The sequence below is a fragment of the Enterobacter sp. 148H3 genome, assembly GCF_034107425.1.
In the GTDB taxonomy this organism is placed as follows: Bacteria; Pseudomonadota; Gammaproteobacteria; order Enterobacterales; family Enterobacteriaceae; genus Enterobacter; species Enterobacter vonholyi.
Map to the genome: position 1 here is coordinate 35,314 of NZ_JAWNEI010000018.1, position 14,543 is coordinate 49,856.

The 14,543-nt window shown below is 53.9% G+C and carries 13 protein-coding genes; 8 read left to right on the plus strand and 5 right to left on the minus strand.

The window, feature by feature from the left end:
- Positions 1 to 10 precede the first annotated feature (10 nt).
- Together USH94_RS20155 and USH94_RS20160 are read left to right on the plus strand one after the other, a co-directional pair.
- Entirely contained in the window at positions 11 to 1,093 is a 1,083-nt protein-coding gene (locus USH94_RS20155) for an ABC transporter ATP-binding protein (RefSeq protein WP_111965086.1), read from the plus strand.
- Between the two features lie 66 nt (positions 1,094 to 1,159).
- Positions 1,160 to 2,074: an OmpG family monomeric porin gene (locus USH94_RS20160; RefSeq protein ID WP_111965085.1), complete on the plus strand. Its 915-nt coding sequence runs from the start codon at positions 1,160 to 1,162 to the stop codon at positions 2,072 to 2,074.
- Between the two features lie 34 nt (positions 2,075 to 2,108).
- Here the strand turns inward: USH94_RS20160 and USH94_RS20165 are convergent, their stop codons facing one another.
- The gene (locus USH94_RS20165; protein ID WP_111965084.1) at positions 2,109 to 3,119 is read right to left on the minus strand and encodes a LacI family DNA-binding transcriptional regulator; all 1,011 of its coding nucleotides are present in this window, start codon (positions 3,117 to 3,119) and stop codon (positions 2,109 to 2,111) included.
- A gap of 155 nt (positions 3,120 to 3,274) precedes the next feature.
- Between USH94_RS20165 and USH94_RS20170 the strand changes: the two genes are divergently transcribed.
- The 3 genes from USH94_RS20170 (at position 3,275) to tyrR (ending at position 7,375) form a co-directional block, all read left to right on the plus strand.
- Positions 3,275 to 4,672, plus strand: coding sequence for a YcjX family protein (locus tag USH94_RS20170; RefSeq protein ID WP_111965083.1), 1,398 nt, complete (start codon positions 3,275 to 3,277; stop codon positions 4,670 to 4,672).
- Positions 4,669 to 5,721: a YcjF family protein gene (locus USH94_RS20175; protein ID WP_111965082.1), complete on the plus strand. Its 1,053-nt coding sequence runs from the start codon at positions 4,669 to 4,671 to the stop codon at positions 5,719 to 5,721. Before USH94_RS20170 ends, USH94_RS20175 begins: the two co-directional genes overlap by 4 nt.
- Before the next feature lie 112 nt (positions 5,722 to 5,833).
- Positions 5,834 to 7,375 carry a transcriptional regulator TyrR gene (gene tyrR, locus USH94_RS20180; protein ID WP_111965081.1) on the plus strand — a complete coding sequence of 514 codons (1,542 nt, stop codon included), beginning with the start codon at positions 5,834 to 5,836 and terminating at the stop codon, positions 7,373 to 7,375.
- A 36-nt stretch (positions 7,376 to 7,411) separates the two neighbouring features.
- Here the strand turns inward: tyrR and USH94_RS20185 are convergent, their stop codons facing one another.
- Both USH94_RS20185 and tpx read right to left on the minus strand, forming a co-directional pair.
- Positions 7,412 to 8,620, minus strand: a complete 1,209-nt coding sequence (locus USH94_RS20185; protein ID WP_111965080.1) for an aldose 1-epimerase family protein — start codon at positions 8,618 to 8,620, stop codon at positions 7,412 to 7,414.
- A 275-nt stretch (positions 8,621 to 8,895) separates the two neighbouring features.
- Positions 8,896 to 9,402: a thiol peroxidase gene (gene tpx / locus USH94_RS20190; RefSeq protein WP_023335907.1), complete on the minus strand. Its 507-nt coding sequence runs from the start codon at positions 9,400 to 9,402 to the stop codon at positions 8,896 to 8,898.
- Between the two features lie 107 nt (positions 9,403 to 9,509).
- Between tpx and ycjG the strand changes: the two genes are divergently transcribed.
- Entirely contained in the window at positions 9,510 to 10,475 is a 966-nt protein-coding gene (gene ycjG, locus USH94_RS20195) for an L-Ala-D/L-Glu epimerase (protein WP_111965079.1), read from the plus strand.
- On the opposite strand, the gene mpaA is transcribed toward ycjG, so the two are convergent.
- The gene (gene mpaA, locus USH94_RS20200; protein ID WP_111965078.1) at positions 10,466 to 11,179 is read right to left on the minus strand and encodes a murein tripeptide amidase MpaA; all 714 of its coding nucleotides are present in this window, start codon (positions 11,177 to 11,179) and stop codon (positions 10,466 to 10,468) included. The genes ycjG and mpaA overlap by 10 nt on opposite strands.
- A 185-nt stretch (positions 11,180 to 11,364) precedes the next feature.
- Here mpaA and USH94_RS20205 point away from each other — a divergent pair, with 185 nt between their 5' ends.
- Positions 11,365 to 12,981, plus strand: coding sequence for a peptide ABC transporter substrate-binding protein (locus USH94_RS20205; RefSeq protein WP_111965077.1), 1,617 nt, complete (start codon positions 11,365 to 11,367; stop codon positions 12,979 to 12,981).
- Positions 12,982 to 13,101: 120 nt separating this feature from the next.
- Positions 13,102 to 13,857: a hypothetical protein gene (locus tag USH94_RS20210; protein ID WP_111965076.1), complete on the plus strand. Its 756-nt coding sequence runs from the start codon at positions 13,102 to 13,104 to the stop codon at positions 13,855 to 13,857.
- Between the two features lie 98 nt (positions 13,858 to 13,955).
- Here USH94_RS20210 and USH94_RS20215 read toward each other — a convergent pair whose 3' ends face one another.
- Entirely contained in the window at positions 13,956 to 14,519 is a 564-nt protein-coding gene (locus USH94_RS20215) for a DJ-1/PfpI family protein (protein WP_111965075.1), read from the minus strand.
- Between the last annotated feature and the right edge of the window lie 24 nt (positions 14,520 to 14,543).

The window sequence follows — 14,543 nt, forward strand, 5'->3', positions numbered from 1 at the left end:
GGAATTAACAATGGCTCAACTGTCTCTGAAAAACATTCAGAAAATCTATGATAACCAGGTCCACGTGATTAAGGATTTCAATCTCGAAATCGAAGACAAGGAGTTCATCGTCTTCGTCGGGCCTTCAGGCTGCGGTAAATCCACGACGCTGCGCATGATCGCCGGTCTGGAGGAGATCTCCGCTGGCGAACTGGTGATTGACGGCGTTTGCATGAACGATGTGCCCGCCAAGTCACGCGATATCGCCATGGTATTCCAGAACTATGCGCTTTATCCGCATATGACGGTCTACGACAACATGGCGTTCGGCCTGAAGATGCAAAAAATTGCGCCTGCGGTTATCGAAGAGCGCGTTAACTGGGCGGCACAGATCCTCGGATTACGTGAATACCTAAAGCGTAAACCCGGCGCGCTGTCCGGCGGCCAGCGCCAGCGCGTGGCGTTAGGCAGGGCGATCGTACGTGAGGCGGGCGTGTTCCTGATGGATGAACCGCTCTCAAATCTCGATGCCAAGCTTCGCGTGCAGATGCGGGCTGAAATCAGCAAGCTTCATCAGAAGCTTAACACCACCATGATTTACGTGACCCACGATCAGACGGAAGCCATGACGATGGCGTCCCGCATCGTGATCTTAAAAGACGGCATTATTCAGCAGGTCGGTGCACCTAAGCAGGTGTATAACGAACCGGCAAACATGTTTGTCGCAGGGTTTATTGGATCGCCAGCCATGAACTTCATTCGCGGTGCTATCGACGACCGCTATTTCGTCACGGAAACGCTGCGTCTGGCGATCCCGGAAGACAAGCTCGCTTCACTGAATGCCGCAGGGTATCAGCGCAAAGCCGTGGTCTTTGGGATCCGCCCGGAAGATATTCTCACTCTGCAGAGCAGCGGTAAAAATATCGAGGCGAAAGTCAGCGTAGCCGAACTGACCGGCGCGGAGTTTATGCTCTACGCCACCGTTGGCGGTCATGAGCTGGTTGTTCGTGCTGGCGCTGCGAATGATTATGCCGCTGGGGATAATATCGGCATCCAGTTCGATATGAATAAGTGCCATTTCTTCGACGCTGAAACCGAAGCGGCTATTAGATAAAAAAGGTGTTCGCCGGAAATACCCATTTCCGGTTTTTTTGTTTGTTATTTATAAAGGGAATATTTGATGAGTACTCTACTAAAAAGTGCTGCGCTCGTGCTGTGCGCAGGGGTTAGCTGCGCACACGCAACAGAAAGCGCTAAAAAGTGGGAATTTAATATTGGCGCGATGTATGAAATAGAAAACGTCGAAGGCCAGGGGGAGGATAAAGACGGGTTATATGAACCTTCCGTGTGGTTTAATGCGACCTGGGATGCATGGACTATTTCGCTGGCGATGTATCAGGAAGGGCCGGTTGATTATAGCAGCATGACCCGTGGCACCTATTTCGATCGTCCTGAATTTGAATTACGCTATCGCTTTATCGGAACAGATGATTTTACGTTCGGTCTGACCGGAGGCTTCCGTAATTACGGCTATCACTTTAAGGATGAACACGGCGCCAGAGACGGCAGCGCTAATATGCAGCGCTACAAAATTCAGCCTGACTGGGATATAAAATTAACCGACGACTGGCGTTTTGGCGGCTGGTTTGCCATGTATCAGTTTGCTAACGATCTGGAAAAAACCGGCTATTCAGACAGCCGCGTCGAAACCGAAACGGGCTTTACATGGACCATTAACGAAACCTTTGCCGCTAAAGTGAATTACTATTTAGAGCGCGGGTTCAACATGGACGGTTCCCGTAATAACGGAGAATTCTCCACCCAGGAAATTCGTGCCTATCTGCCTATTTCGTTAGGCCAGACCACCTTAACGCCTTACACACGACTGGGGCTCGATCGCTGGTCGAACTGGGACTGGCGGGACGATCCCGAGCGTGAAGGACATAATTTCAACCGCGTGGGTATGCAGTACGCCTATGACTTCAATAACGGTTTATCCATGACGCTTGAATACGCCTATGAATGGGAAAACCATGACGAGGGTAAAAACGACCGCTTCCACTATGCGGGCGTTGGGGTAAATTACGCTTTCTGATCGTGTGTATTCCAGGGGCTAACTGCCCCTGGTTTTAGCGCAGCGAGGCCGCCAGTATAAAATGGGTATCAACCAGCGCTTTTTGCGGGGCGGGATGACCTGCAATACGCCTGAAAAGTAGATCGCAGCTCTCTTCCCCCAGCTTTCGGGTGGGGATATCAAACCCGCCAGGTGCGGGTGTTAAAATGAGAGACAGCATCGGGTCACTGTATCCGGCTATCACCACCTGCTCTGGAATCATCAGATTCAACTCATCCGCCGCACGATAGAGGCTTAGCAACTTCATGCTGTCGGTAGCAAATACCGCATCGGGCGGCTTGGATGAAGACAACAGCTCCAGAGCCGCAGTAAGCGCGCTCTCATGGGTATAACCGCCATCCCTGATCCAGTCCGGGTTAAGGGCAATATGGTGCTTTTCCAGACTGGCTTTATAGCCCGCAAGACGATCGATCGAAACATGATAATCAAGCGGGGCATGCAGACAGGCAATTTTACGGCGTCCATTTTTGATAAAGGTTTCGGTCAGCGTGGCGCTGTCATGGAAATTATCTGTGTCGACGGAATAGATATTTTGATACTCACCTTCCACTTTGCCGATAACCACTACCGGTACGCCATACGCATCCAGCGTGGTGAAAAAGGATTCATTTGCCGGTGAGCTCAGCATAATGATCCCTTTGATCATCTTTTGTTTAATTTTACTCACGCATTTCAGCAGATCGTCCTCGCTGCTTTTTGACGTTTGTAAAATAACGTCAAATCCTTCTTCTTCCGCTTTTGCCGTAATGGCATGAAGGATATCGGAGAAAAAGGGATTACCGGCAGTGGTTTTGGTTGAACGGGTCGAAATAACCATGATGGCATCAAAGCCAGAAGAGGTCAGGGCACGGGCCAGTTTGTTGGGCTGATAATTTAATTCGTCAATCGCCTTCAGCACTTTTTCACGCGCTTCGGGAGAAATATTCGTTTGTTTATTCAGAACGCGGGAAACGGTTGATTTCGATACGCCCGCAACCCGTGCGATATCATAGATGGTGGGTGACATACACCTTACTCACTCCGGACTGACAGCAATGCCGTTCATCTTACTGGAGAGAAAACGGCAATAGCAATAAATAAGAATTGATAATCAACGATCTGCCCCCATTTATTGTATTCTGAAGCCATGCATTCAAGGCTTCCGGGCAACGAAGGACGGCGATGAAGCGACTTAAAAACGAAATTAATTCACTGGTTAACCGTGGCGTTGACCGTCATCTTCGACTGGCGGTAACAGGATTGAGCCGCAGCGGTAAGACGGCGTTTATCACTGCGATGGTAAACCAGCTCATGAACCTGCATGCCGGGGCGCGTCTGCCGTTGCTCAGCGCGGTGCGGGAAGAACGTCTGCTGGGCGTGAAGCGCGTCCCTCAGCGCGATTTTGGTATTCCTCGTTTTACCTATGACGAAGGGCTGGCGCAGCTGTATGGCGATCCGCCCGCGTGGCCGACCCCGACGCGAGGGGTCAGTGAAATTCGTCTTGCGCTGCGTTTTCGCTCGAATGAATCCCTGATGCGCCACTTCAAGGATACCTCCACGTTGTACCTTGAAATCGTCGATTATCCCGGCGAATGGCTGCTCGACCTGCCGATGCTGGCGCAGGATTACCTCAGCTGGTCCCGCCAGATGACGGGCTTGTTGCAGGGGCAACGCGCAGGGTGGTCGGCCAAATGGCGACAGCTTTGCGAAGGACTGGACCCGCTTGCGCCAGCAGATGAAAACCGTCTTGCGGCCATTGCCGACGCATGGACGGCGTATTTGCACCAGTGTAAACAGGAAGGATTGCACTTCATTCAGCCGGGTCGCTTTGTTCTGCCGGGTGATTTAGCGGGCGCACCTGCGCTTCAGTTCTTCCCCTGGCCGGATGTGGATGGGGTGGGTGAGTCGAAGCTGGTGCAGGCCGACAGGCACACTAACGCCGGGATGCTGCGCGAGCGTTACAATTACTACTGTGAAAAAGTGGTCAAGGGATTCTATAAAAACCACTTCTTGCGATTTGATCGTCAGATTGTGCTGGCGGATTGCCTGCAGCCTCTCAACAGCGGGCCGCAGGCCTTCAACGATATGCGCCTGGCGCTGACGCAGCTGATGCAAAGTTTTCACTACGGGCAGCGGACGCTGTTCCGTCGTCTTTTCTCACCGGTGATCGACAAACTGCTCTTTGCGGCCACGAAGGCCGATCACGTCACGGTCGACCAGCATGCCAATATGGTATCGCTGCTGCAGCAGCTGGTGCAGGACGCCTGGCAAAACGCCGCCTTCGAAGGGATCGGCATGGATTGCCTTGGGCTCGCGTCCGTGCAGGCGACACAAAGCGGGCTGATTGATCTTAACGGCGAGAAAATACCGGCATTACGCGGGAACCGGCTCAGCGACGGTGAACCGCTTACCGTCTATCCGGGCGAAGTGCCTGCGCGGCTGCCGGGTCAGGCCTTCTGGCAGAACCAGGGCTTCCAGTTTGAAGCCTTCCGCCCGCAGGCAATGAGTGTCGACAGGCCTTTACCACACATCCGTCTGGATGCGGCGCTGGAGTTTTTGATTGGAGATAAATTGCGATGACGGAACCGTTAAAACCGCGCATAGACTTTACCGGAACGCTTGAGCACGACCCTCAGGAGGCGTTCAAAACCGCGCAGACGTTCAGCGGCACGCAGGCCGATAACTTTTCCCCGGCCCTGACAGAGGATCCCGCCGTCGAGGAAGGTCCGGCAGAGGCGGTTGTGGAAGCCGCTCTGCGTCCAAAACGAAGCCTGTGGCGCAGGATGGTCACCGCCGGTCTGGCGCTGTTTGGCGTAAGCGTGGTTGGGCAGGGCGTGCAGTGGACGATGAATGCCTGGCAAACTCAGGACTGGGTCGCGCTGGGCGGATGTGCCGCAGGCGCGCTGATTGTGGGGGCGGGCATCGGGTCGGTTACCACCGAGTGGCGTCGGCTCTGGCGTTTGCGCCAGCGCGCGCACGAGCGTGATGAAGCGCGGGATCTACTCCACAGTCACGGCACCGGCAAAGGTCGTGCCTTCTGTGAAAAGCTGGCCAGCCAGGCCGGAATCGATCAGTCGCACCCGGCGCTTCAGCGCTGGTACGCTGCCATCCATGAGACCCAGAACGATCGGGAAGTGGTGACGCTATATTCCCACATGGTTCAGCCGGTGCTTGATGCCCAGGCGCGACGCGAGATTAGCCGTTCTGCGGCAGAATCCACCCTGATGATTGCCGTCAGCCCGCTGGCGCTGGTCGATATGGCCTTCATCGCCTGGCGTAATCTGCGCCTGATCAACCGTATCGCGAATCTCTACGGCATAGAGCTGGGTTACTACAGTCGGCTCAGGCTGTTTAAGCTGGTCCTGCTCAATATCGCGTTTGCCGGGGCGAGTGAGCTGGTGCGCGAAGTGGGAATGGACTGGATGTCGCAGGATCTGGCGGCGCGTCTTTCTGCTCGTGCCGCCCAGGGGATTGGCGCAGGATTATTGACGGCGCGTTTGGGGATTAAAGCGATGGAAGTCTGCCGTCCGCTGCCCTGGATTGACGGCGATAAGCCGCGACTGGGGGATTTCAGGCGCGAGCTGATCGGCCAGCTCAAAGAGACGCTCAATAAAAAACCGGCTCCGTGAGGTTTTGTTCACTTATCGTGCTGGCTGTCAATATTTGTTGACAGCCATCTTCCCGATCACCGTGTTCTGACATATCATTTTACTGTTACTGGCTTAAAACGGTGAATTTCCCATGCGTCTTGAAGTCTTCTGTGAAGACCGTCTCGGTCTGACCCGCGAATTACTCGATCTTCTTGTTTTACGTAGCATTGATTTACGTGGCATTGAGATCGATCCTGTCGGGCGAATTTACCTCAATTTTGCCGAAATTGGATTTAATACATTCAGCAGCCTGATGGCGGAAATCCGCCGTATCGCTGGCGTTACGGATGTGCGCACCATTCCTTGGATGCCTTCTGAACGTGAACACCTGGCGCTGAGCGCGCTGCTGGAGGCCATGCCTGAACCTTTCCTCTCCCTGGATTTGAAAAGCAAAGTTGAGCGCGTTAACCACGCAAGCTGCCAGCTTTTCGCGCAGAGCCAGGAGAAGCTCAGCAATCATAACGCCGCGCAGCTGATCCCCGGCTTTAACTTCCAGCGCTGGCTGGACAGCAATCCGCAGAACACGCTTAGCGAGCATGTGGTGATTAACGGGCAGAATTTCCTGATGGAGATCACGCCGGTCTATCTGAAAGGGGAAGGGAATACTCGCGTGTTGACCGGGGCGGTGATCATGCTGCGCTCGACGTTACGCATGGGTCGCCAGCTGCAAAACCTCTCCAGTCAGGATGTCGGTGCGTTCAGCCAGATTATTGCCGTCAGCCCGAAAATGCGCCATGTGGTTGATCAGGCGCGCAAGCTCGCAAGCCTGACCGCGCCGCTGCTGATTACCGGGGACACCGGCACAGGGAAAGACCTCCTGGCTCATGCGGTGCATCTGGCGAGTCCGCGTGCGGCTAAGCCTTATCTGGCACTTAACTGCGCCTCTATTCCGGAAGATGCCGTTGAAAGCGAGCTGTTTGGTCACGCGCCGGAAGGTAAGAAAGGGTTCTTCGAGCAGGCTAACGGCGGCTCCGTGCTGCTGGACGAAATTGGCGAAATGTCGCCACGTATGCAGGCTAAGCTGCTGCGTTTCCTGAACGACGGAACATTCCGCCGCGTCGGTGAGGATCACGAAGTGCATGTGGACGTGCGCGTTATATGCGCCACCCAGAAAAACCTGGTTGAACTGGTGCAAAAGGGGATCTTCCGCGAGGATCTCTATTACCGCCTCAACGTACTGACGCTGAACATTCCGCCACTGCGCGATTGTCCGCAGGACATCATGCCGCTAACGGAGCTGTTCGTCGCCCGCTTTGCCGACGAGCAGGGTGTGCCGCGTCCGAAGCTGTCTGCCGATCTCGGCACGGTGCTCATGCGCTACGGCTGGCCGGGCAACATTCGTCAGCTTAAAAACGCCGTCTATCGCGCGCTGACCCAGCTTGAAGGCTACGAACTGCGCCCGCAGGATATCCTGCTGCCGGATTACGACGCCGGAACGGTATCGGTAGGGGAAGAGGCGATGGAAGGTTCGCTGGACGATATTACCAGCCGTTTTGAACGCTCAGTGCTGACGCAGCTGTACCGCAGCTATCCCAGCACCCGCAAGCTGGCAAAACGCCTTGGTGTCTCGCACACCGCGATCGCGAACAAGCTGCGTGAGTACGGTTTGAATCATAAGAAAGGCGACGAATAACAAAAAGCCTCTGTAAAGAGGCTTTTTACTTTACGTTTATTCCTTCGCCATCGGCGTGTTAACGATTTCTGTTTTTGTCTCGCCCTGAATCGACGCAATCCTGCTTTCAACCTCTTTCACCTGCTGCGGGCTGTGGAGCAGGGTGTAGGTCAGATCAAACTGCGCGCTGGCACCGGGCTGCAGCTGCTTAACCCGCTTCTGCTCACGTTCAATCGTAACGGGGTAGGCGTAACTAGTGCCCGGTTCTATGCCCGTGACGTAGCCCTGCTTCAGCGTGTCGGTGTTCTTCCATAAGGTCAGCACGGGCAGCTGGCGGGTATCAAACTGGATTGACGCGCCTTTATCTCCGGCTTTATTGACCACCGCCGCGAGCGTTTCGTGGTTATTGTCTGCCAGCGGTTTAATATTAAAGACCATCTCATCAAAGCCTTTTGTCGGCCCGGCGTAGGTTTGCCAGTCGTTTACGCCCGCTTTGGCGTAGTCATTGAATGGGCTCACGCTCACCGCCGGCGCAAGGAAACGGGCGCCTTCTTCGAGGATCGGTGTCCCGAAGTTGCTGTGATAGATGATTTGATAATCATGAGGGTAATCGGCATGGTTTGTCAGAACATCATGCAGACTGAACCGGTTGGTTCCGGGAACATAGCGCAGTTCGGTCATGGTTTGCAGATCCGCTTTTTTAAACGTGCTCTCTTTGATTAAACCCCGAACGCGGATCTCATGCGGAGCGGTATCCGCGATTTCAACCTCGACCTGCGAAACAGGGGTATTACCGGCCCTGCCGTGCAGGGTGTAAATTTGCCCATCCGCAGCGACCGGGTGTCCTGTCCACTCATAGCCACAGCGCACCATCATCTCGTTGAAACCATCCAGCCAGCCGAGACCGTTGCGGCTTTCCAGATTGATATATGCCGGGTTCACGACCTCTTTAACAGGAGAGTTCCAACCCAGTCGGGTGCCAAACCCTTCCACATGCAGAAGGTTCATGCCACGGGTAGGGCTCAGGGTAATGGTCAGGCCATCTTTGCTGCTAATTATGATGACTTTGCTGCCTTCCTGTTTACCGCCGTGTAAGACTTTTTGTTCAATGCTGAACGTTTTATCCTTAACTTTCAGCTCATCACTGGAAATTTTCCAGTTTCCTTTTTCTACGCTGCTTTCAGCGCTTGTCAGCACCCAGGTTTTGGCCGCTGCATGGCCAGAAATCAGTACCGCGAGGAGCGTAAAAGCGAATTTAATCTTCATATTTAATCCTTTTTGCTGAAACGATTATTTTCTTTCGTAAGCAAATCTAATGTTTAGGCAAAAAGGGAAATGTGATGTGCTTCACTGCGGCCAAAAATAGGGAGTTTTAACGATTATTATGCGTTGTTAATCACGCTCATGTTGCATGTTGCTCATGTTATTGCATGATTAATGTGACTTGCGAGCACATTAGCTTTAACGATTCAGCTTCAGAGTAATAAAAAACCCCGCCGCGGCGAGGTTGAGAATGAGTTGTATAGAATGCTAAGGACTTATTATGCTTTTAGCACGTCCAGCGCGGCAGTGTAATCTGGCTCGGTGGTGATTTCATTAACCAGTTCGCTGAAGACAACAGTGTCGTTTTCATCAAGAACCAGTACAGCTCGTGCTGCCAGACCTTTAAGTGGGCCTTCCGCGATGCTGACGCCATATTTCTCGAGGAAATCAGCGCTGCGCAGGGTGGAGAGGGTGATGACGTTGCTCAGGCCTTCGGCACCGCAGAAACGGGACTGGGCAAACGGCAGGTCAGCGGAAATGCACAGCACAACGGTGTTGTCCATTTCAGTCGCCAGCTGGTTGAATTTACGCACGGATGCGGCACAAACACCGGTATCAATGCTTGGGAAAATGTTCAGTACTTTGCGTTTGCCCGCAAACTGAGCCAGTGTGACGTCAGACAGATCTTTAGCCACCAGAGTAAAAGCCTGCGCTTTGCTGCCAGCCTGCGGAATGGAACCTGCAACAGCAACCGGGTTGCCCTGGAAATGAACGAGTTGTGACATAGATATCTTCCTGTTTACATATAGTTAACGTCGGGGCTAGTGTATGCCATCAGCGGATAACACGGCAAACCAAATTTTTCGCCTTTCCGGGCCGCAAGGAGTCAGTGATGAGAAGCGTTAAAGTCTATGAAGAAGCCTGGCCATTGCATACCCCCTTTGTGATCTCCCGCGGCAGCCGAAGTGAAGCAAGCGTGGTCGTGGTTGAAATCGAAGAAGAGGGGTTTAAAGGCGTCGGGGAATGTACGCCGTACCCGCGCTATGGGGAAAGCCTTGCGTCGGTGATGGCGCAGATCATGACCCTTGTGCCTGACCTGCAAAAAGGTCTCACGCGTGAGTCGTTACAGCAGCGTTTGCCCGCCGGGGCGGCGCGTAACGCTATCGACTGTGCGCTCTGGAACCTTGAAGCCGCTCAGCAGCAAAAATCGCTGACGTCCTTGCTGGGTGTGGCGCTGCCTGAGTCCGTCGTGACGGCGCAAACGGTCGTGATTGGTGAGCCGGAGCAGATGGCCGCCAGTGCGAAAGCGCTCTATGACGCCGGGGCCACGCTCTTAAAAGTGAAGCTCGACGATCGTCTGATCAGCGAGCGGATGGTCGCCATTCGCTCTGCGGTGCCCTCAGCCACGCTGATTGTTGACGCCAACGAGTCGTGGCATCCTGAAGGGCTGGCAGCGCGATGCCAGCTGTTGGCCGATCTGGGCGTGGCGATGCTGGAGCAGCCTCTGCCAGCAAAAGATGATGCGGCGCTGAAGAATTTTATCCATCCGTTGCCCGTCTGCGCGGATGAAAGCTGCCATACCCGCGAAAATTTGAGCGAGCTTAAGGGCCGCTATGACATGGTCAATATCAAGCTCGACAAGGCAGGCGGACTGACAGAAGCCCTGGCTCTGGCGGCGGAAGCCCGGGCGCAGGGGTTTGCCCTGATGCTGGGGTGCATGCTTTGCACCTCCCGGGCGATCGGCGCGGTGCTTCCGCTGGTCAATCAGGTCCGTTTCGCCGATCTCGATGGTCCGACGTGGCTGGCTGTTGACGTTTCACCGGCGCTTCATTTTACCAGCGGCGTGCTTCATCTCTGAGGCTGCCAGCGCAGAAGCTCCACCATCGCTTTTAAGTATTTTTCGCTGGCTTCGTCGGAGGAAATCGGCGGGAATTCAGCGGTGATGCAGGGCAGGCTCAAATCGGCGCACCAGCTACCAAAGGAACCTGGGGTTTCATAGCCCACGCTGGTGACGAGCGGCAGGGCGAAAGCCTGCGCCAGCCACTCGCCCAGTTCGGAGTGGCGCGGATCTTCAATACAGGCCAGCGGATCGTGGAAGGAGACAACCCATGCTGGGTGGATTTTATGGATAAGCTGGCACAGCGCCTGCGTTTCCGGCTCCGAGCCGGGCTTATCTCCCGTTAGCAGCACCACGTCCCGCTCCTCGGCGGAGCTGTTCCAGCGATATACCGTTTCCCCTGCGCGCCAGTTTGCCGCCGGGAAATTACGGTTCAGGTCGATTCCTCTCGCATTCGCCCGCAATCCCAGCTGGCAGCCGTCCGGATTGACGGCAAGAATCACATGGTGACGTCGCAACGAAGGCGTCAGCGTCCTCAGCGCGCAGGAAAGCGTGACGATGGAAGAGTTCTCGTCTCCGTGCGTGCCGGCAATGATCAAACCGCTGTTGCGATCGGCATCGGGCGCCGGGAACCAGATCAGCGATGCGCCTAAAAATGAGCGGCCATATTGCTCGGCGCCCGGCGGAAAGGCGCCGCGCTCCGCTCGCGGTCGGGTGGTTGCCATACGAAATCCTGATAAAGAAGTCTCTACAGGCAGTGTTGTGCAAAACCCGCTGTTAATCAAATAGTTTCCGTGACGGCTGAGAATTGCCTCAAATCACTATTCCGGACGAAGGTATTTGCATTTCTCTGTTTCGAAACAAATAATTACGCATCTGCTTGTTACCTGAATTCACTAAAGGGGATCTTATGAAGCATCCTGTTTCGCGTCTCTGTGCTGCACTGTACCTGTGCGGACTCTCTACACTCTCGTACGCTGCTGATGTGCCACAGGGCACGGTACTGGCGCAAAAACAGGAGCTGGTCAGGCATATTAAAGACGAACCCGCTTCGCTCGATCCGGCAAAAGCGGTGGGATTACCCGAGATTCAGGTAATTCGCGATCTTTTCGAAGGGCTGGTGAATCAGAACGAGAAAGGGGAACTGACCCCAGGGGTAGCGACGCGCTGGCAGAGCAACGATAACCGTATCTGGACGTTTACCCTGCGCGATAACGCGAAATGGTCTGACGGTACGCCCGTCACCGCTCAGGATTTTGTCTACAGCTGGCAGCGCCTGGTTGACCCGAAAACCACGTCTCCGTTTGCCTGGTTTGCGGCGCTGGCAGGCATCAACAACGCGCAGGCCATTATTGATGGCAAAGCGGCGCCAGATACCCTGGGCGTGACGGCGGTGGATGCCAGAACCGTACGCGTCCAGCTGGACAAACCGCTCCCGTGGTTTAGCAACCTGACGGCGAACTTCGCCTTCTATCCGGTGCAAAAAGCGAACGTTGAAAGCGGTAAGGAGTGGACACGTCCCGGCGCACTGGTAGGTAACGGCGCGTACGTCCTGAACGACCGCGTGGTGAATGAAAAACTGGTCGTCGTTCCGAATACCCATTACTGGGACAACGCGAACACCGTCCTGCAAAAAGTGACTTTCATTCCGATTAATCAGGAATCGTCCGCCACAAAACGCTATCTGGCAGGGGATATCGATATCACCGAATCGTTCCCGAAAAACATGTATCAGAAACTCCTGAAGGACATTCCGGGACAGGTGTATACGCCGCCCCAGCTCGGGACCTATTACTACGCGTTTAACACACAAAAGGGGCCGACTGCCGATGCCAGGGTGCGTCTTGCGCTGAGCATGACGATCGATCGCCGCATTATGGCAGAGAAGGTGTTAGGTACCGGCGAGAAGCCGGCCTGGCATTTCACCCCTGACGTGACGGCGGGTTTCAGCCCTGACCCTTCACCGTTTGAACAGATGTCGCAGCAGGAGCTGAACGCTCAGGCGAAAACCTTGCTCCAGGCCGCTGGCTACGGCCCTCAGCGTCCGCTGAAGCTGAACCTGCTGTACAACACCTCGGAAAACCACCAAAAAATCGCCATAGCGGTGGCTTCCATGTGGAAGAAAAATCTTGGTGTGGATGTCAAACTGCAAAACCAGGAGTGGAAAACTTATATCGACAGCCGCAACACCGGCAATTTTGATGTGATCCGCGCGTCATGGGTAGGTGATTATAACGAGCCTTCGACCTTCCTGTCCCTGCTGACCTCAACCCACAGCGGCAATATCTCGCGTTATAACGATCCGGCCTACGATAAAATTATTCACCAGGCGACGCTGGAAACCACGGCGAAAGCGCGTAATACGGACTACAACATGGCGGAGAAAATCCTCATGGAGAAAGCACCTATCGCGCCAATTTATCAGTACACCAACGGTCGCCTGATTAAGCCCTGGGTGAAAGGTTACCCTATTAATAACCCGGAAGACGTGGCGTATAGCCGGACCATGTATATTGAGAAGCACTGACGAGCCCGGATTATGCGGTAACTGTCGTTAATGAGAGTACATTAAGAACTGGCGCATTTAGCGCCAGTTTCTTTATTCCAGAAAAGATGTCTGTTTCACATATAATCGCAGGGATAAATTATGACGGAAGAAAAGAAAGATAAACCCTCTTTTCCGGCAGGCTTAGGCATTATGGATAAAATCTGGGAATGGCAGTGGATTATACGCTTCATCTATATTGTCCTTTTCGCCGATCTGGCGCTGCTGGCTTACAGCGGACAGGGGATTTTGACCTGGCCCATACAGGCCATTAGCTGGACCGAACACCTTGGTTTCTTCTGCGTCGCGCTGGCGGCTCTGGGGCTGATAGCCACAACCCTCATGCCCTTTGTCGCCAGTATCTTCAGGCAAGTGCTGAATGAGATCATATATAGCAGCATCTTTCCGGATATTCTTCGCCCGCAGAGTGATTACGAGAGATACCCTGGTAAGGTACCCTCAAGAGAAGTCCTTGATTTAGCACTGGAAGAGAATAATCAGTTTTTACTTAATTACTATGAAAAACATGATTCAGCCTGGCGCAGTAAATTCACTGAAAGATTCAAAGTTGGCGATTTACTTTTTGGTATCCTGTTTTTCATGATACTTGATTACCATCCGCACTGGTTCAGTCACGCTCAGCATTCCTTAGCCAGCGATCTTCTTAATCTGGGTGGTGATGAGGGTTTTGTTATATTTTATATCGTCCTTATCATTATATTTAGCGCCCTGATGAATATCTGGTTCGGCAAATGGGACTGGGGAAATATTTATTATCCACCGCTTTATCGTAAAAAAGAAGAAGCTCGAAGAAAGGAGCGAGAGAGAGAAGCGCAATGGCGTCGCCAGAATGAGTAAATAATTCCCTGCTAACCAGTGCTCCATACATACTATTTTTTTGGCTTTGTCTGAGATATCGCTCCCGCCCATGCGGAGCTGGCGGGAGCAGAGGTGGGCTATTCTAACAACTCACTAAACTTCGCCAGCCACTGCGGATGCGCAGGCCAGGCGGGAGCCGTCACCAGGTTGCCGTCTACATGGGCCTGATCGATGCCGATAGTGGCGTAGTGTCCACCCGCGAGACGTACCTCAGGTGCGCAGGCCGGGTAGGCGCTACAGGTTCGTCCTTTCAGAATGCCCGCGGCAGCAAGCAGCTGCGGGCCGTGGCACACCGCAGCAATCGGCTTACGCGCGGCGTCAAATGCCTGTACCAGCTTTATCACGTCCTCATTTAGCCGCAGATACTCTGGGGCTCTCCCGCCGGGGATGAGCAGCGCGTCGTAATCCTGCTCCTTTACGGTTGAAAAATCGGCGTTGAGGGTAAAGCGGTGACCGGGTTTTTCGCTGTAGGTCTGGGCACCGTCAAAATCATGGATTGCCGTCATGATGTAGTCGCCTTTCGGTTTGTCGGGGCAGACCGCGTCAACCTGATGGCCAATCATCTGCAAAGCCTGAAAAGGCACCATGGTTTCGTAATCTTCGGCGTAATCGCCAACCAGCATCAGGATCTTCTTGCTCATCATTCCTCACCTTTATCAATAAAG

Bases quoted from the DNA above. Each gene is read 5' to 3' on its own strand.
- USH94_RS20210 (WP_111965076.1), top strand. From the start codon at position 13,102: ATGACGGAAGAAAAGAAAGATAAACCCTCTTTTCCGGCAGGCTTAGGC.
- tpx (WP_023335907.1), bottom strand. From the start codon at position 9,402: ATGTCACAACTCGTTCATTTCCAGGGCAACCCGGTTGCTGTTGCAGGT.
- tyrR (WP_111965081.1), top strand. From the start codon at position 5,834: ATGCGTCTTGAAGTCTTCTGTGAAGACCGTCTCGGTCTGACCCGCGAA.
- USH94_RS20160 (WP_111965085.1), top strand. From the start codon at position 1,160: ATGAGTACTCTACTAAAAAGTGCTGCGCTCGTGCTGTGCGCAGGGGTT.
- USH94_RS20155 (WP_111965086.1), top strand. From the start codon at position 11: ATGGCTCAACTGTCTCTGAAAAACATTCAGAAAATCTATGATAACCAG.
- USH94_RS20170 (WP_111965083.1), top strand. From the start codon at position 3,275: ATGAAGCGACTTAAAAACGAAATTAATTCACTGGTTAACCGTGGCGTT.
- USH94_RS20175 (WP_111965082.1), top strand. From the start codon at position 4,669: ATGACGGAACCGTTAAAACCGCGCATAGACTTTACCGGAACGCTTGAG.
- USH94_RS20185 (WP_111965080.1), bottom strand. From the start codon at position 8,620: ATGAAGATTAAATTCGCTTTTACGCTCCTCGCGGTACTGATTTCTGGC.
- ycjG (WP_111965079.1), top strand. From the start codon at position 9,510: ATGAGAAGCGTTAAAGTCTATGAAGAAGCCTGGCCATTGCATACCCCC.
- USH94_RS20205 (WP_111965077.1), top strand. From the start codon at position 11,365: ATGAAGCATCCTGTTTCGCGTCTCTGTGCTGCACTGTACCTGTGCGGA.
- USH94_RS20215 (WP_111965075.1), bottom strand. From the start codon at position 14,519: ATGAGCAAGAAGATCCTGATGCTGGTTGGCGATTACGCCGAAGATTAC.
- USH94_RS20165 (WP_111965084.1), bottom strand. From the start codon at position 3,119: ATGTCACCCACCATCTATGATATCGCACGGGTTGCGGGCGTATCGAAA.
- mpaA (WP_111965078.1), bottom strand. From the start codon at position 11,179: ATGGCAACCACCCGACCGCGAGCGGAGCGCGGCGCCTTTCCGCCGGGC.